This is a genomic window from Liquorilactobacillus vini DSM 20605 (assembly GCF_000255495.1).
GTDB classification, from domain to species: domain Bacteria; phylum Bacillota; class Bacilli; order Lactobacillales; family Lactobacillaceae; genus Liquorilactobacillus; species Liquorilactobacillus vini.
In genome coordinates, this window is the sequence record NZ_AHYZ01000044.1 from 1 (window position 1) to 22,022 (window position 22,022).

At 35.5% G+C, this 22,022-nt stretch carries 24 protein-coding genes and 1 pseudogene; 21 read left to right on the plus strand and 4 right to left on the minus strand.

Annotated elements, in window-relative coordinates:
* From ON15_RS02305 to ON15_RS02315, 3 genes are all read right to left on the minus strand, one after another.
* Positions 1 to 517, minus strand: a 517-nt coding sequence (locus tag ON15_RS02305; RefSeq protein WP_010579864.1) for an LOG family protein, incomplete at its 3' end; no start/stop codon positions are given.
* Between the two features lie 172 nt (positions 518 to 689).
* Positions 690 to 1,019: a hypothetical protein gene (locus tag ON15_RS02310; RefSeq protein ID WP_026049442.1), complete on the minus strand. Its 330-nt coding sequence runs from the start codon at positions 1,017 to 1,019 to the stop codon at positions 690 to 692.
* Positions 997 to 2,289, minus strand: coding sequence for a Y-family DNA polymerase (locus tag ON15_RS02315; RefSeq protein WP_010579866.1), 1,293 nt, complete (start codon positions 2,287 to 2,289; stop codon positions 997 to 999). The genes ON15_RS02310 and ON15_RS02315 overlap by 23 nt, the downstream gene beginning before the upstream one ends.
* Positions 2,290 to 2,447: 158 nt before the next feature.
* On the opposite strand from ON15_RS02315, the gene ON15_RS02320 reads away from it, so the two are divergent.
* From ON15_RS02320 to ON15_RS02355, 8 genes and pseudogenes are all read left to right on the plus strand, one after another.
* Positions 2,448 to 3,326 carry an NADP-dependent oxidoreductase gene (locus ON15_RS02320; protein ID WP_010579867.1) on the plus strand — a complete coding sequence of 293 codons (879 nt, stop codon included), beginning with the start codon at positions 2,448 to 2,450 and terminating at the stop codon, positions 3,324 to 3,326.
* A 140-nt stretch (positions 3,327 to 3,466) separates the two neighbouring features.
* Complete coding sequence (locus tag ON15_RS02325; RefSeq protein WP_010579868.1) at positions 3,467 to 3,886, plus strand: OsmC family protein; 420 nt, start codon at positions 3,467 to 3,469, stop codon at positions 3,884 to 3,886.
* Between the two features lie 214 nt (positions 3,887 to 4,100).
* A pseudogene (locus ON15_RS02330) lies at positions 4,101 to 5,023 on the plus strand (ABC transporter ATP-binding protein).
* Positions 5,024 to 5,028: 5 nt separating this feature from the next.
* Positions 5,029 to 5,802 (plus strand): ABC transporter permease, encoded by a 774-nt coding sequence (locus ON15_RS02335; protein WP_010579871.1) that lies wholly within the window; start codon positions 5,029 to 5,031, stop codon positions 5,800 to 5,802.
* A 97-nt stretch (positions 5,803 to 5,899) separates the two neighbouring features.
* Entirely contained in the window at positions 5,900 to 6,511 is a 612-nt protein-coding gene (locus ON15_RS11185; RefSeq protein ID WP_010579872.1) for a phosphatase PAP2 family protein, read from the plus strand.
* A 98-nt stretch (positions 6,512 to 6,609) separates the two neighbouring features.
* The gene (locus ON15_RS02345; RefSeq protein ID WP_010579873.1) at positions 6,610 to 6,801 is read left to right on the plus strand and encodes a hypothetical protein; all 192 of its coding nucleotides are present in this window, start codon (positions 6,610 to 6,612) and stop codon (positions 6,799 to 6,801) included.
* Positions 6,802 to 6,830: 29 nt separating this feature from the next.
* Positions 6,831 to 8,000, plus strand: coding sequence for an AI-2E family transporter (locus tag ON15_RS02350; RefSeq protein WP_010579874.1), 1,170 nt, complete (start codon positions 6,831 to 6,833; stop codon positions 7,998 to 8,000).
* Between the two features lie 28 nt (positions 8,001 to 8,028).
* Entirely contained in the window at positions 8,029 to 9,204 is a 1,176-nt protein-coding gene (locus tag ON15_RS02355; RefSeq protein ID WP_010579875.1) for a DUF998 domain-containing protein, read from the plus strand.
* Here the strand turns inward: ON15_RS02355 and ON15_RS02360 are convergent.
* The gene (locus ON15_RS02360; RefSeq protein WP_010579876.1) at positions 9,201 to 10,025 is read right to left on the minus strand and encodes a glycosyltransferase family 8 protein; all 825 of its coding nucleotides are present in this window, start codon (positions 10,023 to 10,025) and stop codon (positions 9,201 to 9,203) included. The two genes, ON15_RS02355 and ON15_RS02360, sit on opposite strands and share 4 nt — an antisense overlap.
* Positions 10,026 to 10,167: 142 nt before the next feature.
* Between ON15_RS02360 and ON15_RS11705 the strand changes: the two genes are divergently transcribed.
* The 13 genes from ON15_RS11705 (at position 10,168) to ON15_RS02420 (ending at position 22,015) form a co-directional block, all read left to right on the plus strand.
* Entirely contained in the window at positions 10,168 to 10,320 is a 153-nt protein-coding gene (locus tag ON15_RS11705) for a hypothetical protein (RefSeq protein ID WP_156397516.1), read from the plus strand.
* Positions 10,321 to 10,643: 323 nt separating this feature from the next.
* Positions 10,644 to 12,461 (plus strand): glutamine--fructose-6-phosphate transaminase (isomerizing), encoded by a 1,818-nt coding sequence (gene glmS / locus ON15_RS02365; protein ID WP_010579877.1) that lies wholly within the window; start codon positions 10,644 to 10,646, stop codon positions 12,459 to 12,461.
* Between the two features lie 129 nt (positions 12,462 to 12,590).
* Positions 12,591 to 13,766 carry a cation:proton antiporter gene (locus ON15_RS02370; protein WP_010579878.1) on the plus strand — a complete coding sequence of 392 codons (1,176 nt, stop codon included), beginning with the start codon at positions 12,591 to 12,593 and terminating at the stop codon, positions 13,764 to 13,766.
* Positions 13,767 to 13,882: 116 nt separating this feature from the next.
* Positions 13,883 to 14,143 (plus strand): hypothetical protein, encoded by a 261-nt coding sequence (locus ON15_RS02375; protein WP_010579879.1) that lies wholly within the window; start codon positions 13,883 to 13,885, stop codon positions 14,141 to 14,143.
* A gap of 76 nt (positions 14,144 to 14,219) precedes the next feature.
* The gene (locus ON15_RS02380) at positions 14,220 to 15,053 is read left to right on the plus strand and encodes a GNAT family N-acetyltransferase (protein ID WP_010579880.1); all 834 of its coding nucleotides are present in this window, start codon (positions 14,220 to 14,222) and stop codon (positions 15,051 to 15,053) included.
* On the plus strand, positions 15,050 to 15,259 hold the full coding sequence (locus tag ON15_RS02385; RefSeq protein WP_010579881.1) for an N-acetyltransferase: 210 nt from the start codon (positions 15,050 to 15,052) through the stop codon (positions 15,257 to 15,259). The genes ON15_RS02380 and ON15_RS02385 overlap by 4 nt, the downstream gene beginning before the upstream one ends.
* Before the next feature lie 137 nt (positions 15,260 to 15,396).
* Positions 15,397 to 16,392 carry a dihydroxyacetone kinase subunit DhaK gene (dhaK, locus tag ON15_RS02390; RefSeq protein ID WP_010579882.1) on the plus strand — a complete coding sequence of 332 codons (996 nt, stop codon included), beginning with the start codon at positions 15,397 to 15,399 and terminating at the stop codon, positions 16,390 to 16,392.
* Between the two features lie 48 nt (positions 16,393 to 16,440).
* Positions 16,441 to 17,028 carry a dihydroxyacetone kinase subunit DhaL gene (gene dhaL / locus ON15_RS02395; RefSeq protein ID WP_010579883.1) on the plus strand — a complete coding sequence of 196 codons (588 nt, stop codon included), beginning with the start codon at positions 16,441 to 16,443 and terminating at the stop codon, positions 17,026 to 17,028.
* A complete protein-coding gene (dhaM, locus tag ON15_RS02400; protein WP_010579884.1) occupies positions 17,025 to 17,402 on the plus strand; it encodes a dihydroxyacetone kinase phosphoryl donor subunit DhaM in 378 nt (125 codons plus the stop codon). The genes dhaL and dhaM overlap by 4 nt, the downstream gene beginning before the upstream one ends.
* 103 nt (positions 17,403 to 17,505) lie before the next feature.
* Complete coding sequence (locus tag ON15_RS02405; protein ID WP_010579885.1) at positions 17,506 to 18,174, plus strand: class A sortase; 669 nt, start codon at positions 17,506 to 17,508, stop codon at positions 18,172 to 18,174.
* 36 nt (positions 18,175 to 18,210) lie between these two features.
* The gene (locus ON15_RS02410; protein ID WP_010579886.1) at positions 18,211 to 19,017 is read left to right on the plus strand and encodes a DUF4422 domain-containing protein; all 807 of its coding nucleotides are present in this window, start codon (positions 18,211 to 18,213) and stop codon (positions 19,015 to 19,017) included.
* 183 nt (positions 19,018 to 19,200) lie between these two features.
* Positions 19,201 to 20,052: a BglG family transcription antiterminator LicT gene (gene licT / locus ON15_RS02415; protein WP_010579887.1), complete on the plus strand. Its 852-nt coding sequence runs from the start codon at positions 19,201 to 19,203 to the stop codon at positions 20,050 to 20,052.
* Between the two features lie 121 nt (positions 20,053 to 20,173).
* Complete coding sequence (locus tag ON15_RS02420) at positions 20,174 to 22,015, plus strand: beta-glucoside-specific PTS transporter subunit IIABC (protein WP_010579888.1); 1,842 nt, start codon at positions 20,174 to 20,176, stop codon at positions 22,013 to 22,015.
* Positions 22,016 to 22,022: the final 7 nt, after the last annotated feature.

A 22,022-nucleotide genomic window follows, 5' to 3' on the forward strand; every position in this document is an offset into this window, starting at 1 on the left:
CATCAACTTGTTGCAAATTTTTGGCAAAGCAAAGTTTTTGATAGTGCACTTGTGAAAGAAAGCCTTTCATTACCATTTCCCCAAAAAACTGCTGTAATAAATCATAATATCCATCCTCATTATATAAAATGCAAGGATTCGGATTATCACCAACACGAGCCCAAGAATAAGCTTCTGAAATTTCTTCAAGCGTTCCAGCTCCACCAGGTAAAGCTAAGCAAACATCAGCAGCAGCCATCATTTTTTGTTTACGGATAGCCATATTTTCAACAATCGTCAGCTCCGTTAGCTTTTGAGAAGCAGCTCCTCGCCGATAAAGATTTTCAGGCATGTAGCCATAAGCTTTGCCGCCATCAGTCAAAACGGTTTTAGCCAAGACGCCCATTAAACCAACACCACCACCGCCAAAAACCAAATCATAATTATTTTTTACTAGCCAGTGGCCAATTTTTATCGCAATTCGCTGGTAAGTTGAATTACCAACTGAAGCTCCACAATAAACAGCAACTTTTTTCATTCAATAATCACCTTGATTTTGTAATAGTAACTATCATTTATTGTAGCAAGTTAGAGTTTTAAAACAAAGTATAATCTTAATTTTGTCGAGTCAAGGCATGTTTATTTTGCGAAAGCTGTAACTAGTCTTTAATGCATGCTTCAATATATCTTTAATTAGTAACAAATTTTAGCTACTGTTTTGAGATTAGTGTAAAATTGCTTGGCCAACGTTGCTTGCCAAAATTGCGAAATACGAAAGAAAATTTATATTCTGTTCGAATGTTAGCAACAACATTTTCCAAGAATTCCAAGCGATAAAACGTAATTCGCCGTAAGGGAATTGAATGCGGCAGTTTGAGCGGACGGTAAATATTAAAAAAGAAATTATAAGAATGTGCAAAAATATCATTAACAACTAAAATTTCATATCGAGCTTTAATATACGGTGTGAAATATAATTTCAAGCGTTGTTTAATGATTTGAGCTTCAAAATCACTATTATTCAAATGAGTTGCCTCCATTATGGCCTCCCACTAAACCAATTCGCTGACGGAAAGTTCCCCCATGCCCCAGACTGTTAGCATACATGATGGCACTGGTACCAAAACGGTCACGAATTTGATCAATTACTTGATTAAACATCACTTTTTTAATTTGTTTTTCAGGCGGTGTAAATAAGCTAAGCTGATCACCAGTTTTAGGTGATAATTGGCTTAAGCCTATTCTAATCTGACGGAGAGGTTCATACTGCCAATAACGACGAAAAATGAAAAGCAGCTGACGATTGATTTCAAAAGTGTCATCAGTAGCCGAGACTTTAAGTTCATGAGCAAAACCCGGATGATCAGTTTTAGCTGTTAGTGAGAAACCAATTCCTAAATGGAGACAACTAGTTACTAGGTGGCGATGACGCAAGCGGGAAGCCACCTGCTGGCCGATTTCTCGAATCACAATTTCAATTTCTGCTTGATCAGTATAGTCACGTGGTAAAACCTGGGAATTTTCTAAACTATGATGTTTAATAGGCAAACTTTCTTGTAGTTGACTGCGATCAATTCCCCAAGCTAGGGCAAAGAGTTGAGTGCCAATAATTCCAAACTCTTTTTGCAACTCAAATGGATCAGCTAAAGCTAAACTTTTGATTTGATGAATTCCTAAATGATTCAAACGTGCTGCTGTTTGTTTCCCAATACTCCAAACTGAGGTTAAATCAGTGATTGGCCAAACATGCTTGGTGAAAGTTTGATAAGTTAATGTGCCAATCAGTTCAGGTGAATGCTTAGCAAATAAATCCAAGGCCAGTTTAGCCTGGAGAGGATTTTCTCCAATGCCGACGGTTGTATAAAGGCCTAATTGTTGGCGAACAGCTAATTGAATGCAACGAGCAGCTTGTTGCGGGGTTTGACCAAAAAGCTGCCAAGAATGAGTCATATCTAAAATTGACTCGTCAATTGAGTAAGGGTAAATATCATTTTCAGCAGCAAAATGCGTGAAGATTTGGTTAATTGCTAAGCTTTTTCGAATGTATAGATTCATTCTTGGCGGAACAATTAGTAATCGTTGATCGTGTGGCAAATCACGCCAGCGATCAACGTTACGAATGCCAAAGAGCTTTTTAGCTTGGGGGGAGGTTGCTAAGACTAATCCGCCGTTAGTATTAGCTTGCTCAGACATAACAACTAAAATTGATTGTAGAGGGTTTAGACCACGTTCGATGCTTTCAACACTGGCATAAAATGATTTATTGTCAATTAAGAAAAAAATTCCATGTGGTTCGTCTGTATAGTTCATCATATTCACCTCGCAATGTGATGCTTTAATTAAATTATACAAACATGTGTTCGCTTTTTCAAGCGGTGACAATTTAAATACTGCAAGAAACTGTCCAAAAAAGTTATAATAAAAGAAGATTTGTAACTTATAAACATATAATATGAGGGGGATTAATCATGAGAGCAATTGCAATGACGAAACCAGGAGATATTGAAGTTTTGCAGACTATATCGCTTGCTCGACCAATACCAAAAGCCAAACAAGTTTTGCTACAAAATTTGGCAATTGCCATTGAACCTTATGATTGTCATGTTCGGTCAGGGAAAATTAAAGTCAATAATCCACTGCCGTTAGTTTTGGGTTCATCGTTGGCCGGAAGAATTCATGCAGTTGGTGAGAAGGTAACAGACTTAAAAGTCGGCCAGCGAGTAGCTGCTAGTCCGCATTTTCGGAGTTATGCAGAATATACAGCGGTCGGTCGTTCGCAGATTGCACTTATTCCAGATAATGTAACTGACATTCAAGCTGCCGCAGTTGCTCTTAGTGGACAAACTGCTTGGCAATTGGCCGAAGAGATTTTAGGAAGCTCGTTATCGGTCGGAGCTTTATTGATCAATGGAGCCAGCGGCAACGTAGGACAAATCTTAATTCAGTTGTTAGCAGATCATTTTTCAAAGATCTATGTAACAACTGGCTCAACTTCAGCCGCTAAGCTAAAACGGCAATTTCCACAAGTTGAAATTGTCAATTCAACAACTCGGCTTAGTCCAATAGTCGCAATTATTGATTTAGTTGGCAATCAAGCAGTTTCGAATTACCTTAAATATTTAACAAGCAACGGATTACTGTGGTCAACAGTTAAGCAATATTCAGATAGACGTTGTAATTTATTTTCAATGAAATCAAATGGTCAGAGTTTAGAAAAATTGTTGACTGCCGTTGCACAAAGTCAAGTTAAGGTTCAAATTGCGCGCGTTGCACCATTTAATTTAAAAAATTTGCGGCATTTTCAAATTTTGCAGCATCAATTTGGGAAATTGGTGCTTAAATTTTAGCGAAATAAAAGTGACAGCGAATGATTCATTAAAAAAACCAAGTAAAAATTTTTTGCTTTCAAAATAGTTTTATTGCTAGATGCAATTTTCTCTTTAGCAATAATTTGCAAATAGAAAAAATTCGAAAGAAGGAACTCATTATGGCTTATGAAGTAAGATCTATCCTAAAACAGGTCGGTTATCAGGTCCGGTCTCAAACTGGGGAGTATACTGTTTTAGCAGATGAACCAGTGCGGGCTGGGGGGACAGCAGCTGCGCCAAATCCAGTGCAATATTTATTAGTGGCACTCAATAGTTGTTTAGCAATTACAGCTGAGAGCATTGCCAAAAATCATCCAGAAATTAAGTTAGAGAAGTTTGAGATCGTCACGACAGGAAAGGTCAAACGATTTGCCGATAAGACTTCCAAAATTGCAGCAATCAACGTCCATTTTAATTTGCACACAGTTTTGGCTCCTAAAGAAGTGAAAACTTTTATCAATTCAGTAATTAAGTACTGTACAATCCATTCATCATTAGATCCGGATATTCAATTTAATTTTGAAATTGAATATCTTTAAAAATCATTGCCAGCTTATATTGTTTTAACGTAAATAATATTAATTGCGATAATTTTATAAAATAAGATTTTTAAAGAATTAGCTAGTTTTGTCTTAAACTGAAGCATGGTTTTGTTATGGTTTTTTTAAGTTTCATGGTAGACTGTACTTAAACTGTTTAGATGCTGCTAAACTTATTTAAGTAGTTAGGCAATTTCAAAGGAGTTTATTAAATATGGGAGATATTTTAACTGTTACCAATTTGAATAAATCTTTCGGGAAAAAACATGTGCTCAAAAATGTTTCTTTCAATGTTCAACCCGGGGAAGTAGTTGGTTAGTAGGGCCAAATGGCGCAGGGAAAACAACGATTATGAAAGCAATTTTAGGCCTATTTTCATGGGAAAGCGGTCAAGTCGTGATTCAAGGCCAGCCAGTAACTATGACTAGCCATCGAGTGTTAGATGAAGTTGGAGCCTTGATCGAATATCCAGGATTATATCCATTTTTGACTGGCTATCAACATCTGGAACTTTTTGCCAATGATGGTCCACAAAAACAAGCACGAATACAACAAATCATTGAAACATTAAAAATTGATAGTTACATCAATCAAAAAGCTAAGAATTATTCATTAGGAATGAAGCAAAAGCTGGGGATTGCCTTAGCTTTGTTGAATGACCCGCAATTAGTAATTTTGGATGAACCGATGAATGGATTAGATCCACAAGCAACTAAAGATTTGCGTGATTTGATCATTTCACAAGCTAAAAAGGGCACGACCTTTTTGATTTCCAGCCATATTTTGAGTGAATTAGAAAAAATTGTTGATGAAGTAGTAGTGCTTGATCAAGGTAAAATTATCAAACAAGCAAAAATGGCTGATTTGTCAATTGCCGGTCAAAAATTCATTCTTTTAAAAACTGATGATAATGTCAAAGCTGCTGAAGCTTTACAAGCGGCTGGTTATCAGCTAGAAGTAATTAAAGATCAACTAAAAATTGAACAGAGTGAATCCAATGAATTGGCTAAATTAATTAAGCTTTTAAGCGCTCAACAAATTAATTTGGTTGATGTAGCTCATCAGCAAAATGACTTGGAAACATCATTATTGAATATTTTAGGCAAACATGAACAAGATTCACAAGTAAAGGAGTAAATTTGATGATTACATTAGTCAAACAGGAGATTTATAAACTACTTCATAAAAAAAGTACATTGATTTTAACCGTGATCCAGTTAATTATTATGATTGGCACAGCTATTTTAATCAAAAGCAAATCAAATTTATTTGATCCTACATCTGCGATTCTAGATGGCTTTGGTGGATTGATGTGGAGTTTGTTTGTTTTAATTGCTGCGGCCGCTTCAATTATTGCCATGGAATTTCAACATGGTACAATTAAAGAATTATTATATCGGCGTTATTATCGAGGACAAATTTTAATTAGTAAATGGTTAACGATTTTTTTGTATTCGTTATACTATTACGTAATGACTTTCGTGGTCGCTTTGCTTTTAAAAATTGCTTTATTTAATTCCGCTTTTAAATTTACGGCGATTTATGCTAACAATATGTCGTATTTGAAGATCATGTTCTTAGGCTTTTTAGGAAGCTTTTTGACACTTTGGCTCCTTTTGAGCTTGGTATTTCTCTTAGCTAATATTTTCAAGAGCAACGGAGCTGCAATTACAGTTGGAATCGTCGGTTATTTTGCCACTAATTTGATTTCAGGTGTTATGTTCTTACTGATGAATAAATGGGAATGGTTGAAATGGAACCCATTTAACATGATGAATTTATCAACACAATTGTTGGAGCCAACTGCTAAAACTATGACTTTACTTTCAACTCAACAGATGGTCATTGGAAACTTGGTATATTTAGTAATTTTTCTAGCATTAGGCTATTTTGTTTTCCAGCGCCGGAATGTTTAACAGGTGTTGAAACATTATTTCAAAATTAAATTTTCATTATGTGAAAGGTTTGCTAGACTGAAAAAATTTTCTCAGTCTTCTTTTTTAAGGCGGTACTATGAAAAAATTTGTTACCATAATTATAGCAGTAACAGCTTTTATTATTTTAGGCGTACTGATCAGTAGACGACAGTTACTAATTATTCAAAATGATTTAATGATCAGTAATTTTTTTAGAAACATGGTCAATAGTCATTTGACGGTTTTCTTTGTTGTAATTGCCAAGATTTTTAATCCAATTTTGGTAATTATTTATAGTTGGGGATTTTTCTATATTTTAAGAAAAGATAATTTTTATCCATTTAAATCTTTTTGCTGGACAGTCATTGGAGGCTATGTTTTCATGAAATTAATCAAGTTGATCTTTCACCGATCACGGCCCGCTGATCCTTTAAAAACAGTTGCTGGTTATAGTTTTCCGAGTGCTCATACTTTTGAAATTATGATTGTAGCCTTAATGCTGATTTATTGGCTGGAGCATAGTCAGATAAGACTTTACAGACTTTTTGAGTTATTGGCAGTTCTAACGGTTTTTTTGGTCATTTTATCACGCTTATATTTACAGGCGCATTATTTTTCCGATATTCTGGGTGGAATTTTACTGGCAATCGCTTGGTTTGCAATTAATTTAAGTGTTTTTCCACCCAATATACTGAGAAGAGATATTTAAACAAACAATTTCAAATAATTTTATCAGCTGTGATGTCTTGCAAAAAAGTAAAATTTAGTAGACAATTAAATTTAACTTGTAATTTGGAGGAACTTAATTTGTCTTCAATTCAGAAATTGTATTCGATTTTGATTATCATTGCGTTAAGCTTGATGGTAATTATTTTTTTAGGGCTTTCTTGGGGTTTCCCGTTACAAATGGTGATTTTTGGAGATATTGCTTGTTTTGGATTTGCGTTTATTATGACGATTATTTTATTGATTTCAACATTTACTGATGATCATAAATAAATTTATTATTTGATAGGAGGAAGGCTTTCGTGAAGGTTAGTAAATGGATCAAGTTTCTGGGTGCTAATGATTCGCTGTATACCCTATTGCTGATGGCAATAGCAGGAATCGTTATCTGGATCTTTTACAAGATAAAATTTATTTTTGATCCAATAATGGTAATCTTAAGCGATCTGCTTCCCCCACTAATTTTAGGGATCGTCTTATATTATTTATTAAATCCATTAGTTGATCGTTTAGGAAAATATTTGACACGCAAATGGACAGTAACGGTTATTTATTGTGTGATCTTAGGCATCCTGGCTTTATTGGGAGTTGAAATTGTCCTCATGGTTCAAAATCAGATGGAGGACTTTTTACGACAGTTTCCTAAAATGATTAGTGAGTTTCAAAAGAAGAGTGAGATTTTTATATCAAACTTGCCTTTTTCAAGGGAAATCAGCCAATCAATTGATTCAATCAACATTTCTGGTTCCAAGATCAATAACTACATCGAACAATATTTGCAGCAAGGAATTAATAGCTTTAGCAGTTTCTTTTCAACGATTTCGACAATTTTAATTACAGTTTTTACCGGCCCAATTATTGCTTTTTTCTTATTAAAAGATAAAGAAAAATTTTTAAAATATGTTAAAAGTCTGATGCCTCCAGTTTTTCGTGATGATTTTCAAGAGATTGGCAAAATAGCTGATCAACAAATTGGTGGTTACTTAAAGGGACAAATTGTTGCTTCTTTGATTTTAGGGATTATTTACTTTCCGACGTTTTTACTGATTGGTTTAAATTATTCTGGTGTTGTTGCTTTAGCAGCTGGCATTTTCAGCATTATCCCTTATATAGGTTCATTTATAGCGTTTTTACCAGGAATTATTATTGCATTTCAGATGTCGACGTGGATGGTTGTTAAATTTGTCATCGTTTGGTTTGTGGTTCAATTTTTACATGGTCAATTCATTGTTCCGCGTGTCATGGGCGATAATCTTCAGTTGCACCCGGTAACTGTGTTGTTGGTTTTGTTAGTCATGGGGGATCTTTTGGGGATCGTCGGAGTTATTTTTGGCATTCCATTTTATTGTTTGTTAAAGGTGATGGTAATTTACTTATTTCGACGGTTTAAACGACGCTATAATCGATTTTTCGGAGAAAGTGGTCATTATGAAGAAACCGATTTTAGTAAGGATAAATATTTGAAGAAGTGATTTTAAGTTGGAAAGAAGCGTAGATTAGTTGAAGAACCAAGGTAAACTAATTATTGATCAAGAAAAATTAAAGGAACTTAATTTAAAAGACGGGACACAATTAAAAATTGATTTTAGTCCTAATCATCCAGCCAATTTAGCGGTTATTCGAAAATATTTTTTTACCGATAGTTCAACTTGGCGGTGGTTTTTATTACCTTCATTAATCATGTCCTTGTTGTTTAGTGGCTATTTTTATAGTAAACATAAATACTTAATTGCTTTGTCAGGTATTAATTCAATTGCCAGTTGGACGATTATTGTTGGAACGGGCTGTGGCTCTGTGTTATTTTGTGTACTTTATTTGAAAAATCGCCAGCAAATTCAGCAATGGTTAGGAAAGAAACTTTATTGGCGGAGCCTATTAACGATTAACATTTCATTTGCAGTTATTTTGGGAATTGCTTTATTAGCTTTTTTTTGGTTATTAGGAATAATTTTTAAAGGTACCTCTTTTGATCTTGGGACTGCTTCATTTATTTTTCTGCTATTTAATATTGTGACGAACTTTGCGATGTTTTACGCAGTTGAAACGCTTTCGCCAGATTCAATTTTCAAGCTGCTGATTACGGTAATTATTAGTGGTGCTTTGGTTTCAATGATTACTAATAGTAATAAGCATTGGTGGCTATACAATATAAGCTATTTGGGAACAAAATATGCTAGTAATAGCTGGCAATTTAATTTGACTTTGATTGTGTCAAGCTTGTTGTTTTTGGCGCTAACAGATTTCTTATTTTCTTCTTTAGAGGAGAGATACCCCCATGATCATCGTTTACTAGTTTTGCGAATTCTTTTGACACTATTTGCTGTCAGTTTGGGCGGGGTAGGAATTTTTGCTAATAACGCTGGTTTGTTACATCGTCTACATACAGATGCCGCCGCTTTAATGATTCGAGTGCTGATTATTATTGTTCTGTCAGTTAATTTTCTACTGCCTGAGAGTCCCAAGCGTTTTCGTCAACTTTCTTACATAACGGCTGGAATATTAGTTATTAGTACACTTCTCTTTCAAGTGGTCGGTTATTTATCATTAACGGCTTATGAACTGATTGATTTTATTTTAGTTTTTGGTTGGCTGATTTTATTGCTGCAACAATTGCAACAACTGACTGGAACAACTGATAATTCATTACAAGTTAGAGTATTCAGTCGTAAATACTAGATTTGTGCTGCTAAATGCGCATAATGTTTGTATAATAAGGCAAATTTAGAACGATAGTCTTTTTTCCACGGTTTGTCACGTCCGCAAAAGTGCAAAAAAACTGTATGCTTAATTACCCAGTCGAGGTCCCAATCTCCTGAACTGATCATTTCATAAATCAATGATTTTCTAGCGTCATAATTATAAATTTGATCAGGAATTGAATAAATCTTACTTGCATATAAAGAATTTAAAATATCTTGATCTGGCAACAACAGAGTAGCACTATTTTTTTCAACAAATTTTTCTAGCTCATTAGATTTGATTTCTTGACGAGCTTTAGGAACGTTGATCAGTAATACTCCTGAATTGTAATATTCTTCTGCTTCATACATCTTCAAGCGAACTTTGTTGACAACATTAGTAAAATTAGTTAATTGAGAATGACTCGCGGCAGCATAGAGATAATCATCAATCTCAAGCTGAAACAGCTTGCTTAGATCGTTAATACATAAAATATCAGCATCTAAATAAATTATTTTTTCAACTTCTTTGGGTAAGTAATTTTGAGCTAACAAACGATAATAGATTGTTTCTGGATAACGTTTTGTTTTAGGTGCATGGTGAAATTTTTCTTTGTTGATCATTAGCCAACTACATTTGATACCCAAAAGGTTGCAAAATTGTTGAATTTCATTTTTATTTTGTTGATGCATTTTTTTTTGCAAAATGAAAATATGAAATTCTTTATCTGGGGTATTTAATTTAATTGAAAATAGAAGTGTTTTTAATTGTTTAGCGAATCGATCGTCAATTGAAAAAAGTAAATTAATTGTTTCCATGACTACCTCCCCAATTTTGAATTATTTACTTTAATTTTAGCATAGAATGGGGCGCAAAAATGCTACTTTTAAATTTAGCTTTACCTAACTTAATTTTTAGGCAGAATTATGATAAACTAAACTTAAAAGGAGGAAATAATAAATGACGCTTAAAGAATTAGATGAAATTGATTGCCGGATTGATGATATCAAAAGTGTGTTATTGGAAAAAAGTGAATATCTTAGTCCAGGGGATTTAGTAAATATTCTAAATGCTTTAAAGGAAGATTTGCGGACTGTCGGTGTAAATAAATAAATTAATATCTAGATGCCTAGATGCAGCGGCATGTAAATGTTAATTTGTGGATTTAGATTTGGTACAGATCACACAGATTTATAGAATATTAAAAAAACAGTGGGAGAAAATTTTTCCCGCTGTTTTTTTATAATTGGTATAGTTGAAGCTAACAGTATTATAATATATACCAATTGTTGAAATGATTTTGTAATAAAGTGTTGACATGTTTATATTAAAGGACTATATTACAATAGAAGTCTAATTAAAATGTACTTTTGATATAGACCAATTATAGAATGATTTTAGAATACTAATAATTTTGAAAGGTTGGTATTGGTTTTATGTGTGGAATAGTTGGAGTTACCGGCAATCAAAATGCGGTTCAAATTCTATTAACTGGATTAAAACGGTTGGAGTATCGTGGATATGATTCAGCTGGAATTTATGTTAATGCTCAGGATGGTAAGGAGTATTTAGTCAAAGAAAAGGGACAAATTAGTGATCTTGAAGCCGAAATTACGCCAGAAGTCCATGGCTCAACTGGGATTGGTCATACACGCTGGGCAACTCATGGAGAACCTAGCAAAGCTAATGCTCATCCTCATGTTTCTGCTGATGGAAGATATTATCTTGTTCATAATGGCGTTATTAGCAATTTTGCTCAATTGAAAGCCGAATACTTAAGTGATGTTGAATTCAAGAGTGAAACGGACACTGAAGTTGTTGTGCAATTGGTTGCCAAATTTGCTCAGACTGGTCTGACGACTAAAGCAGCTTTTAAAAAAACTTTGAACTTAATTGATGAAAGTTCATCATATTCATTCCTGTTGATGGATAACCAAAAACCAGATACGTTGTACGTTGCTAAGAATAAGAGTCCATTATTGTTGGGAATTGCTGATGGTTTTAATGTTGTCTGTAGTGATGCAGTTGCGATGCTTAATTACACACATGATTTTATTGAATTGTTAGATGGGGAAATTGTGATTGTCAAACCAGACAGCATTGCAATTGAAGATGCTACAGGAAATAAAATTGAACGTCAGTCATTTCATGTAGCAACTGATGCTTCAGCGGCTGAAAAGGGCGCTTATCCATATTACATGTTAAAAGAAATTGACGAGCAGCCAGCAGTTATGCGTAAATTAATTGAGCATTATGTAGCCCATGATGGTTCAGTCAAAATTGATACCCAGATATTACAAAGCTTACAGCAAGCAGATCGCATTTACATCGTAGCTGCTGGTACCAGTTATCATGCTGGCTTAGTTGGCAAAGAATTATTTGAGAAAATTGCTCAAATTCCGACTGAAGTTCACTTGGCATCTGAGTTTGGTTACAATCCGCCACTGCTATCGAAGAAGCCATTCTTTATTTTATTATCCCAAAGTGGTGAAACAGCCGATAGCCGCCAAGTATTGACGCAAATTAACGCTCATCATTATCCAAGTTTAACAATTACTAATGTTGAAAACTCTACGCTTTCTCGTGAAGCAACATATACACTCTTACTTTACGCCGGACCAGAAATTGCGGTAGCCTCGACCAAAGCTTATACTGCTCAAATTGCGGTTGAAGCTTTGGTAGCAAAAGCTTTAGGTGAGCTTCGCGGCTTCACTACAGCACGGAATTTTGCTGTGGCAAAGGAACTAACCACTGTTGCAAATGGAATGCAAGCTTTAGTTGATGGTAAAAAGAAAATTGAAAAGATTGCCGCTGAAATTTTAAAAACAACTCGCAATGCTTTCTACATCGGCAGAGCAATTGATTATGATATTGTTCAAGAAGCTGCTTTAAAATTAAAAGAAGTTTCTTATATTCAAACTGAAGGCTTTGCTTCTGGCGAATTGAAACATGGGACAATTGCTTTGATCGAAGAAGGAACGCCGGTCGTTGCTGTAATCACTGATGCTAATACTGCTAAACATACTCGCAGCAATGCTCAGGAAGTTATTGCCCGAGGAGCAAGGGTTATCTATATTGCTAGCCATTCTTTAGCTGCTGTTGGTGATCAAATTATTTTACCAGATGTTCATCCATTATTGACGCCACTGGTTGCGATTGTTCCTTGTCAATTACTGGCATATTATGCAAGCTTACAGCGAGGATATGATGTCGACAAACCACGAAACTTAGCTAAAAGTGTAACAGTTGAATAATTCTTTAAAACTGGCTTTTATTAGTTGAAAAGCCAGTTTTTTGAACAACTGATTTGTTAAGACCTATTTAAGATGATAAACTTGTTTTAATGATTTTAATTAGTTGTTTAAAAAATGGAGGTTAGTAAATTGACCTTAATTGGTTCCTTAGTCATTATTTTAATTGTCACAACACTTTTTGATCATTTCTTTGCTCGTAATGGCCTTCCAGGCGTTTTAGGCCAGCTAATTGCAGGAATTTTACTTGGACCAGCGGTTTTAAATTGGCTGCAGCCAAATGAATTATTGACAAACTTTGCGGAAATTGGTGTAATTTTGTTAATGTTTATGGCTGGGATCGAAAGTAATCTTAGTCAGTTACGCAAATATTTGCGGCCAGCATTAGCTGTAGCAGTTAGTGGTGTAATTTTGCCAGTGCTGATTATGGGGGGGATCAGTTTTTTATTTGGTTATCATTTTCAAGAAGCACTTTTTATTGGGGTGGTCTTTTCAGCTACATCAGTTAGTATTTCCGTGGTTGTGTTACGAGAATTCAAGCAGTTAGAAAGTCGAGAAGGGGCAACAATTCTAGGGGCAGCAGTTGCTGATGATATTATTGGTGTTTTATTATTAAGCTTAATGATCTCTTTGATTGGTGCCGGTGAAAATGATGCTCATCAAAATGCTAGTAATAGCTTAGCAGCTCAGCTATTATTTCAAGGATTGTTTTTTGTAGGAGTCTACCTTTTGGTTAAATGGGGCGCCCCGGCAATTATGAAATTAAGTCAAAATCTGCTGGTACCGACCAGCCAGACTCTTGCGGCGGTAATTATTTGCTTATCAATGGGCTTCTTAGCTGAAAAAGTTGGTCTTTCAGGAGCAATTGGTGCCTTCTTTGCTGGGATCGCAGTGGGGCAAACACCTGCCCGGCAAGTTGTTGACCAGCATATTGAGCCAATTGGCAATGCAATGTTTATTCCCGTTTTTTTTGTAAACATTGGTTTAGAACTATCATTTAATAATCTTTTAAGTTCGCTTCCTTTTATTTTGATCATGACTTGTTTGGCAATTTTAACTAAATGGTTTGGGGGTGAATTTGGAGCCATGCTAACTGGTTTTGATCGTCTCAGTGGTCGAATTGTTGGAACCGGGATGGTTGCGCGCGGTGAAATGGCACTGATCACTGCCCAAATTGGCTTTGAAGCTCATTTGTTGGCTAGACCATTATATGTTGATTTGATTTTAGTAATTGTTTTAGCAACCTTAATTGCTCCTTTGTTGTTACGTTGGGCGTTACATGAAAAACATCTGCAGAGGGAAGACTAGCTTTAAAAAAATAAATAAATTTTAAAAAAATCTAATTTGACCTTTAACAAATATTCAACTTTGGCTGATATAATTTAATTAAATGGTAAAAAGTTTCTGTAAAGGAGCCAAAAATTATGCGAAAAGGCTTTAATAAGCAAAGCAGTATTGTTTCAGCAAAAATTATTGGATTTAATCGGTCACAAGTGATTTGTAAAACTGAAAATAATGAAATAATAACTATTAAGCAACCTAAAAATGTTCTGAATGATCGTTATTTTACTAAAATCATGCTAGATTTGCTCCAAACAGGTTTATGGATTCCCATCAATCGCAAGTTAAAAAAATTGTTGCGTTATGACTGGTTAGATGAAGGAGTGCAACTATTAACGGATTAAAATTTGAGGCTGGGGAAAATGACTATTTCCCAGTTTTTTTATATTTATAGTTGTAATCATAGAAAGCAGGGCTGAGATGAAAATTCTAGTAACTGGTGATAGCTTAATAGCGCGGCATGAACAACTTGATCAACCAATGATTAATCATTGTCTCCAACAGCAGTTGACATGGCTTGAAATTGTAAACACAGCCATTTCAGGTAGTAATAGTCAGGATCTTTTACAAAATTGGCGTAATTTTTTTCCTAATAATGAATTCTCAGCGGTTTTCTTATTAATTGGAACTAATGATTTGGCACTTCATAAACAACTCCCATTAAAAACATTCAAAACAAATTTATTGCAAATTGTTAAACGGTTGAAGCATTATTATCCAACAGCTAGTTTATGTTTAATAACCCCACCAGCAGTTGATGAAAACAAACAAAAATGGCGTAACAATCAGTTGATTGCTCAATATTCGGAAATAATGCTGCAAATTGCCGCTCAAAATTTAATTAAGGGAATTAATTTACAAGAAGCCATGTTTGCTGAAGAAAGCTTTCCAGCAATAACACAGGGGTGTTTAAATGATGGATTGCATTTTGGACTGGCTGGATATCAGTTACTAGCAAGTTTGATCAAACAGCAGCTTTTAACAACGTCATCATTGATATCGGTAAGCATTGCAAGTTATCGGCCACAAACTGATAATGATTTTCAATTATTATTAGCAGCTGATCCAGATTTAAGTCAGATTAAATACTATGTCGCTAATGGAAATTGCTTTGCTGCTAGAAATCAACAAAATCAATTAGTTGGCATGATTGTTATAAATAAATTGACTAAAAGCCAAGCAGAAATTTTGAATTTATCAGTTATACCATCGCAAAGAAGCCGAGGTATTGGGCGACAATTAATTAAGTATTGATTGATTGGGCGAATGAACATCAGTTGCAACAATTATTTCTAGGGACTGGCTCAACTAGCTACTCAGCGTTAGCATTATATCTGCAATGTGGTTTTCGGTTAAATGCAATCCAGACCGATTATTTTATTAAGCATTACCAACAACCGATTTGGGAAAATGGCTGCTGGTTAAAAGATCGTTTATGGCTAGTTTATGATGTAAAATAAAAAATTTATTTGTGGTGGCAATTCTCAGCACGCTTTTATTAAAATGTTTGAGTAAAGAGATTAGCTGATTCTTTGAAAAGCTGATTAAACTATTATAAAATGAAAACGAAAACATGTTTGCTAAAGGGGCTGAATTCATGAAGAAAATTATTAACGATCCAAAAAATGTCGTAGCTGAAATGGTTGACGGAATGGTAAGGGCTTATCCACAATATGTTCAGCAAATTCCAGAAACTTTTGCGCTTATCCGGAGTAATCAAGATTCAATGAAGGGAAAAGTTGGTGTAGTTAGTGGCGGTGGCAGTGGCCATGAGCCGACACACGCTGGCTTTGTTGGTCAGGGAATGCTAAGTGCGGCAGTTGCTGGCCAAGTTTTTACTTCACCGACACCCGATCAAATTTATCGGGCAATTAAAGCTGTTGATCAAGGAAAAGGCGTCTTTTTGGTAGTTAAGAACTATTCTGGTGACGTAATGAATTTTGATATGGCAAAAGATTTAGCAGAAATGGATGGCATCAAGGTTAAATCAGTAGTTGTTGACGATGATATTGCTGTCGAAAATAGCTTGTATACGCAAGGGCGTCGTGGAGTGGCTGGAACGGTTCTGATGCATAAAATTCTTGGGGCAGCCGCTGATCAGGGAGCTTCTTTAACTGAATTAAAGAAAATTGCTCAAGCAGTTTTACCAAAATTAAAAACAATCGCTGTTGCGCTCTCGGCGGCAACAGTTCCCGAGGTTGGCAAACCTGGTTTTGAATTAGCAGATGATCAGATCGAATATGGTGTCGGAATTCATAGTGAGCCAGGTTACCGGCGTGAAAAAATCAAGCCAGCCAAAGCATTGGCCACCGAATTGCTAACCAAGATCGATCACGAATTGAAACTGGATTCTAATAAACAATATGCCTTACTGGTCAATGGGATGGGTGCCACGCCGCTGATGGAGCAATATATATTTACGCATAATGTTTTAGATCTTTTAGCTGAAGAAAATATAAAGCCGGCATTTGTTAAGGTTGGCAACTTCATGACTTCCCTTGATATGGCCGGTATTTCGATTACTTTATTGGAGTTAGCTGATGCTGCTTGGTTGAAGGCTTTAAATTATCCAGTTGAGACAATTGCATGGTAAAGTTATAGTGCCAAAGCGTTTAAATTTTTTAGGATAAGGAGAATTGAAATGAAATTAACCTTGGAAAAGTATCTAAGCTGGATCAATGAGTTCTCACAAAAAGTTATTGACAAAAAAGATTATCTAAGTGATCTAGACTCAAAAATTGGCGATGGCGATCACGGGAATAACTTAGCCCGCGGAGTAACTGCTGTTCAACAAATGCTAACCGCTAAACAGCCCCAAGATTTAACAGCTGCTTTAAAATTAACGGCAATGGCCTTGATTAGTAAAGTCGGTGGTGCTGCCGGTCCATTATATGGCACGGCTTTTTTGGAAATGGCTAAAACAAGCAGTCAGACGACTGAGCTAGCCGAATTATTGACAGCAGCTACAGCAGGGCTACAGAAAAGAGGTCAAGCTAAGGCTGGCGATAAAACGATGGTTGATGTTTGGCTGCCAGTAACTGCCGCCCTCAAAAATGCTGACTTGACTTCAACAGTAATTGAAAAGGCCGTTGCCAGTACTAAACCTTTAGTAGCTAAAAGAGGGCGCGCTTCTTATCTGGGTGAACGTTCAATTGGACATCTTGATCCAGGAGCCGTTTCAAGTGGTTATTTGTTTGAAGCATTATTGGTTGCGGAGGATGAAAAATGAAATATGGAATCTTAATTGTTTCACACGTTCCAGAAATTGCGGCTGGTGTCCCACGACTTATACAGCAAGTTGCCAAAGATGTGGCTATTACTAGTGCTGGAGGAACCGATGAAAACGAAATTGGGACCAGCTTAGAGAAAATTCAACAGGCAGTTGAACAAAATGCTGGGAGTGAAATTTTGGCGTTTTATGATTTAGGCAGTGCGCGGATGAATTTAGAAATGGCAGCTGAATTAGCAACCAAGAAACTTCGAATTTATGATGTTGCTTTAATTGAGGGGGCCTATGTGGCAGCCTCATTATTGCAAGCCCAAGTAGGTTTACCAGCTATTGAAAAACAGCTAGCACCTTTAAAAATCAAAAACCAGGAATAAAAGAAAACAGCTCTTGAGACAACAGGTTGATTAATGCCTGTTGTTTTCTTGTCCTTGACAGTTGTCAGCCATTAACGCTAAATTATAGGTAGAGGTAGAAAAAATGAATAAGAAGAATCTGCTTTATTTTTTGGCGGCAGTTTTGTTAATAATTGGTTTGGTATTAGTTTTTAATCAACAGCTGACTTCGATGATGGTCAGCCAAATGACTAGTCAAGCTTTAAAAAAACCAATTAGGAAAACTCAGCCCTCAAAAGGGAAATTTAATTTTAAAAAAATTAAGTCTGCTAGTCCGCTTGCAGTTGCCAAGACGAAATTCTCACAAAGTTCAGCTAGTTCGATTGGCCGGATTGCTATTCCAGCTGTTAAGTTAAAATTGCCGATTTTTTATGGAATTACCAATGACAATCTCTTGCGGGGAGCAGGAACTTTAAAAGCTGATCAAAAAATGGGCCAGGGAAATTATGCTTTAGCCGGACATCATATGAACGATCCTAATATCTTATTTTCACCGTTAGCTAAGGCCAAAGTGGGTGAACTGGTTTATTTAACCGATGGGCAGAAGGTCTATCAATATCGCTTGACTCTTAGAAAAACAATTAGCAAATATCAGATTAACGTTATCAATGACGTTCCTGGGCAAAAACTGCTGACCTTGATCACTTGTGATCCAATTAAGGGAGTTGCCCATACACCTTTACGAATTTTTCTGCAAGGAAAACTGATAGCCACTCAAAACGCGACTGCCGCAAACCTGAAAGTTTTTGAATAGTTAGTGAATTGATAGTTGGTGAAAGCTGGTTTTTTCGTGGAAACTGAAATTTATGTTGTAAGTCATAAAAGAATTCTACTGCCTAATAATGATTTGTATTATCCAATTCAAGTTGGACCAAAAAATGAACGATTTCCTGGTTTTTTGCAAGATGATCAAGGCCAAAATATTGCCAATAAAAATCTGCACTATTGTGAATTGACTGCGCAGTATTGGGCTTGGAAAAATCGGCAAGCCCAAATTCAGGGAATCGTTCATTATCGACGATTTTTTGCCAATCATTTTGGTAAAAATAAAGTAATCAAAAATCAATCTTTTGACCAGATCATTACTAATCATTTCATCAATCAATTATTAACAAACCATCAAATGATTTTGCCACCAACTAGTCATTTCTTTGAACGCAATCTTTGGGCACATTATCGTTTCCAACATCAGCTTGTCGGTTTAAGTACCACTAAAAGGATTATTCAACAGGAATTCCCAACCTATTGGCCAGCCTTTGAGCAAGTCATGTTTCATCAGCGGCAAGCGCATATGTACAATATGCTGATTACTTATCATAAAATTTTTAATAACTATAGTCGATGGCTTTTTTCAGTATTAGAAAAAGTTGAAAAACAAGTTGATATTAGTAATTTTTCAGCTTATGAACAGCGAATCTTTGGATTTTTAAGTGAATTTTTATTAAATGTTTGGATCAAACGGAATCAAATTGATTTTGTTGAAGTACCACTAATTTTAACCGAACCGCGCAATTATCTAACCGAGGCTTGTCAATTTGTTGCCAGAAAATGCAAACTTTCTAGTAATAATATAAAGCAAAGATTCGTGCATTTTTGAAAGTTTCAAAAAAAGCCTTGCAAAAGTTCTATGTTCGTTATAGTATATAGTTATTGAAGGATTGTTACCGCTATCATTAGTGGGCAAGACCTGGACAAGATTGAAATAACAGTCGAATGATTGGTATTTTGGTGTTGTGCAGGTCTTTTTATTTGAATTTGTTGTGGACTGGGGAAGTGATCAATGAAAATCATTAAAGTGTTTAATAACAATGTTTTGTTAGCCGAGAAAAATGGTCATCAATTAATTTTAGTTGGTAAGGGAATCGGTTTTCAGCAAAAATCTGGTATGCCAGTTGATCGTCAAAAAATTGAACAGGTTTTTGCCCCGACTGAAAATAAGTGGTTCAATCTTTTTAATGATTTGTTGAATGACGTGTCGCCTGAATATCTTGAATTAGCTGCGCAAATTATTCAGTTAGCTGAAAAAAAATTACATGTCAAATTTAATGAGTATCTGCTGATTTCTTTAATGGATCATTTACATTTTGCAATTGTTCGCTGCCGCCAAGGAATTGAGATTCATAATGAGATTTTGTGGGAAATAAAGCATTATTATCCGGCGGAATTTCAGTTGGGGCAAGCATCACTGAACTTGGTTAAGCAACGTTTTAGAGTGCAACTTCCTGAAGATGAAGCTGGATTTATTGCATTAAAATTTGTTGAAAGTAATTTAGACCATCCTAAGGATTATGATGATACGTTAAAGCTAACCAAAATTATTGCTGATATTATTCAAATCGTTCAATTTCAGTTGCAAGTTATTTTAGATCCTGATTCGATCAGTTACCGGCGCTTTTTAGTCCATTTACGCTTTTTAGCTGAACGGATTACTGATTCAAGCAAGTACGTAGAACAAAAAGATGATGATAAGTTTCTTTTTGATCATATCAAGCAAAAGTATCCAACTGCTTATGCTGGTACGCAGAAGGTCGTGGCTTTTGTGTCAACTTCATTGCACCGTCAGTTATCACTAAACGAGCAAATTTATTTAACGATCCATATTCAAAGAATTTTAAATGATCTGACGAAATAATTATTTTGAGGTTGTAACTATTAAATTAGGCAAAACTCAGTAAAAGCATGAATTCTCTTTAGAATTTGAATTGACTTTTGACTGAGTTTTTATTTTACAAAAAATTATGAGGTGAGGAAAAATGAATTACGAAGAGATTGCTGCAAAAATCTTAAAGAATATTGGTGGTAAAGAAAATATTAATACTGCTTGGCATTGCGCAACACGTCTAAGATTCAAGTTGCTTGATGAAAACAAGGCCAAGACTGAAACAATTGAAAACATTCCAGGAGTTATTACGGTAGTTAAATCTGCCGGTCAGTATCAAATTGTAATTGGAAATTCAGTCGGTAAAGTTTTTGATTCATTAGCTGATCAAGCTGGTTTGGAAAATAAAGAAAATCAAGCAGCTTCAACAAATGAAAAGAAGGATTCACTGGTAAATCGTTTCATTGCCTTTATTTCGGGAACTTTTACACCATTTCTTGGAGCAATGGCTGGAGCAGGTATCTTGAAAGGTTTATTGGCCTTGTTAGTTGCTTTAGGTTGGTTAAAAACGACGAGCGGCACTTATGAAATCTGGTATGCAGCTGGCGATGCACTATTTAATTTCTTGCCAATTTTCTTAGCTTTTACGGCGGCTAAACGTCTAAGAGTTAATCAATTTGTTGCAGTTGCTTTAGCAGCGGCCTTAGTTTATCCAACCTTGGTTACAGTTGCTACTAAATCGCAGACTTTACATTTCTTAGGAGTACCAGTTGTTCCAACAACCTATACATCGTCGGTAATTCCCATTCTATTAGCTGTTTGGGTTTTATCATATTTGCAACCGATCTTAGATAGAATTTTTCCTGATGCCATTCGTAATATTTTTACTCCTTTGTTTTCTTTGATTATTATGGTTCCGTTAACCTTGATCGTTGTTGGACCAATTGGCTCGGGAATTAGTAATTTGTTAGCCAATGCTGTCAGCGGGGTCTATAATTTTGCACCAATCATCGCTGGTATAATTATGGGAGCATTTTGGCAAGTATTTGTTATTTTTGGTGTTCATTGGACTTTTGTACCGGTGATGATGAACAATATTGCTAAAATGGGTTATGATCCCTTACTGCCAATTTTAGCAGCTGCAGTTTTATCGCAAGCCGGAGCGGCTTTGGGTGTTTTCCTTAAAACTAAAGATGAAAAGCAAAAAACGCTGGCTGGTTCAGGCGTTGTTACCGGTATTTTTGGAATTACTGAACCAATTATTTATGGGATTACCTTGAAAATGAAGCGGCCCTTTGTTTGTGCCGTAATCGCTGGTGGTTTAGGTGGTGCAATTATCGGTGCTTTCAAGGCTAAAGCCAGTTCGTTCACTTTACCGAGCTTATTAGCTTTACCAACCTATTTAGGAAAGGGGTTTATCGGTGTCATTATCGGAATCAGCGTTGCTTTTGTACTGGCTGCAATTTTGACATATTTCTTTGGTTTTGAAAAGTCAAGTAGTCAAGCAACCGTTAGCGATCAAAATTTATCGCAAACTGGTGAACTTGTTACGGCACCGGTCACCGGGACAATCATCCCTTTAACTAGTGTTCATGATCAAGTTTTTGCTTCTGAGGCAATGGGTAAAGGAATTGCGATCGTTCCAACCGATGGAACTTTGAAATCTCCAGTAGCTGGAACAGTCAGTGCGGTTTATCCAACTGGTCATGCGATTGGTCTGATTTCTGATTCAGGAATCGAAGTTCTGTTACACATTGGAATTGATACAGTGAAATTAAATGGTAAATATTTTAAAACATTAGTAAAAAAAGAACAACATGTAACCGTAAATCAGGAATTAATTAAATTTGATTTAGAAAAAATTAAACAGGCCGGTTATGATCCAACTATTATGTTGGTAATCACCAATAGTAAGCAATATCAAATTACTGCAACTCAGGAAACTGTTGCAAAGAATAATTGGCTGTTGCAATTAGACACAAAGCATGACCATTAAAGAGAAG

Coding starts and splice junctions, on each gene's coding strand:
- ON15_RS02310 (WP_026049442.1), bottom strand. CDS start 1,019: ATGGAGGCAACTCATTTGAATAATAGTGATTTTGAAGCTCAAATCATT.
- ON15_RS02315 (WP_010579866.1), bottom strand. CDS start 2,289: ATGAACTATACAGACGAACCACATGGAATTTTTTTCTTAATTGACAAT.
- ON15_RS02320 (WP_010579867.1), top strand. CDS start 2,448: ATGAGAGCAATTGCAATGACGAAACCAGGAGATATTGAAGTTTTGCAG.
- ON15_RS02325 (WP_010579868.1), top strand. CDS start 3,467: ATGGCTTATGAAGTAAGATCTATCCTAAAACAGGTCGGTTATCAGGTC.
- ON15_RS02335 (WP_010579871.1), top strand. CDS start 5,029: ATGATTACATTAGTCAAACAGGAGATTTATAAACTACTTCATAAAAAA.
- ON15_RS11185 (WP_010579872.1), top strand. CDS start 5,900: ATGAAAAAATTTGTTACCATAATTATAGCAGTAACAGCTTTTATTATT.
- ON15_RS02360 (WP_010579876.1), bottom strand. CDS start 10,025: ATGGAAACAATTAATTTACTTTTTTCAATTGACGATCGATTCGCTAAA.
- ON15_RS11705 (WP_156397516.1), top strand. CDS start 10,168: ATGACGCTTAAAGAATTAGATGAAATTGATTGCCGGATTGATGATATC.
- glmS (WP_010579877.1), top strand. CDS start 10,644: ATGTGTGGAATAGTTGGAGTTACCGGCAATCAAAATGCGGTTCAAATT.
- ON15_RS02375 (WP_010579879.1), top strand. CDS start 13,883: ATGCGAAAAGGCTTTAATAAGCAAAGCAGTATTGTTTCAGCAAAAATT.
- ON15_RS02380 (WP_010579880.1), top strand. CDS start 14,220: ATGAAAATTCTAGTAACTGGTGATAGCTTAATAGCGCGGCATGAACAA.
- dhaK (WP_010579882.1), top strand. CDS start 15,397: ATGAAGAAAATTATTAACGATCCAAAAAATGTCGTAGCTGAAATGGTT.
- dhaL (WP_010579883.1), top strand. CDS start 16,441: ATGAAATTAACCTTGGAAAAGTATCTAAGCTGGATCAATGAGTTCTCA.
- dhaM (WP_010579884.1), top strand. CDS start 17,025: ATGAAATATGGAATCTTAATTGTTTCACACGTTCCAGAAATTGCGGCT.
- ON15_RS02405 (WP_010579885.1), top strand. CDS start 17,506: ATGAATAAGAAGAATCTGCTTTATTTTTTGGCGGCAGTTTTGTTAATA.
- licT (WP_010579887.1), top strand. CDS start 19,201: ATGAAAATCATTAAAGTGTTTAATAACAATGTTTTGTTAGCCGAGAAA.
- ON15_RS02420 (WP_010579888.1), top strand. CDS start 20,174: ATGAATTACGAAGAGATTGCTGCAAAAATCTTAAAGAATATTGGTGGT.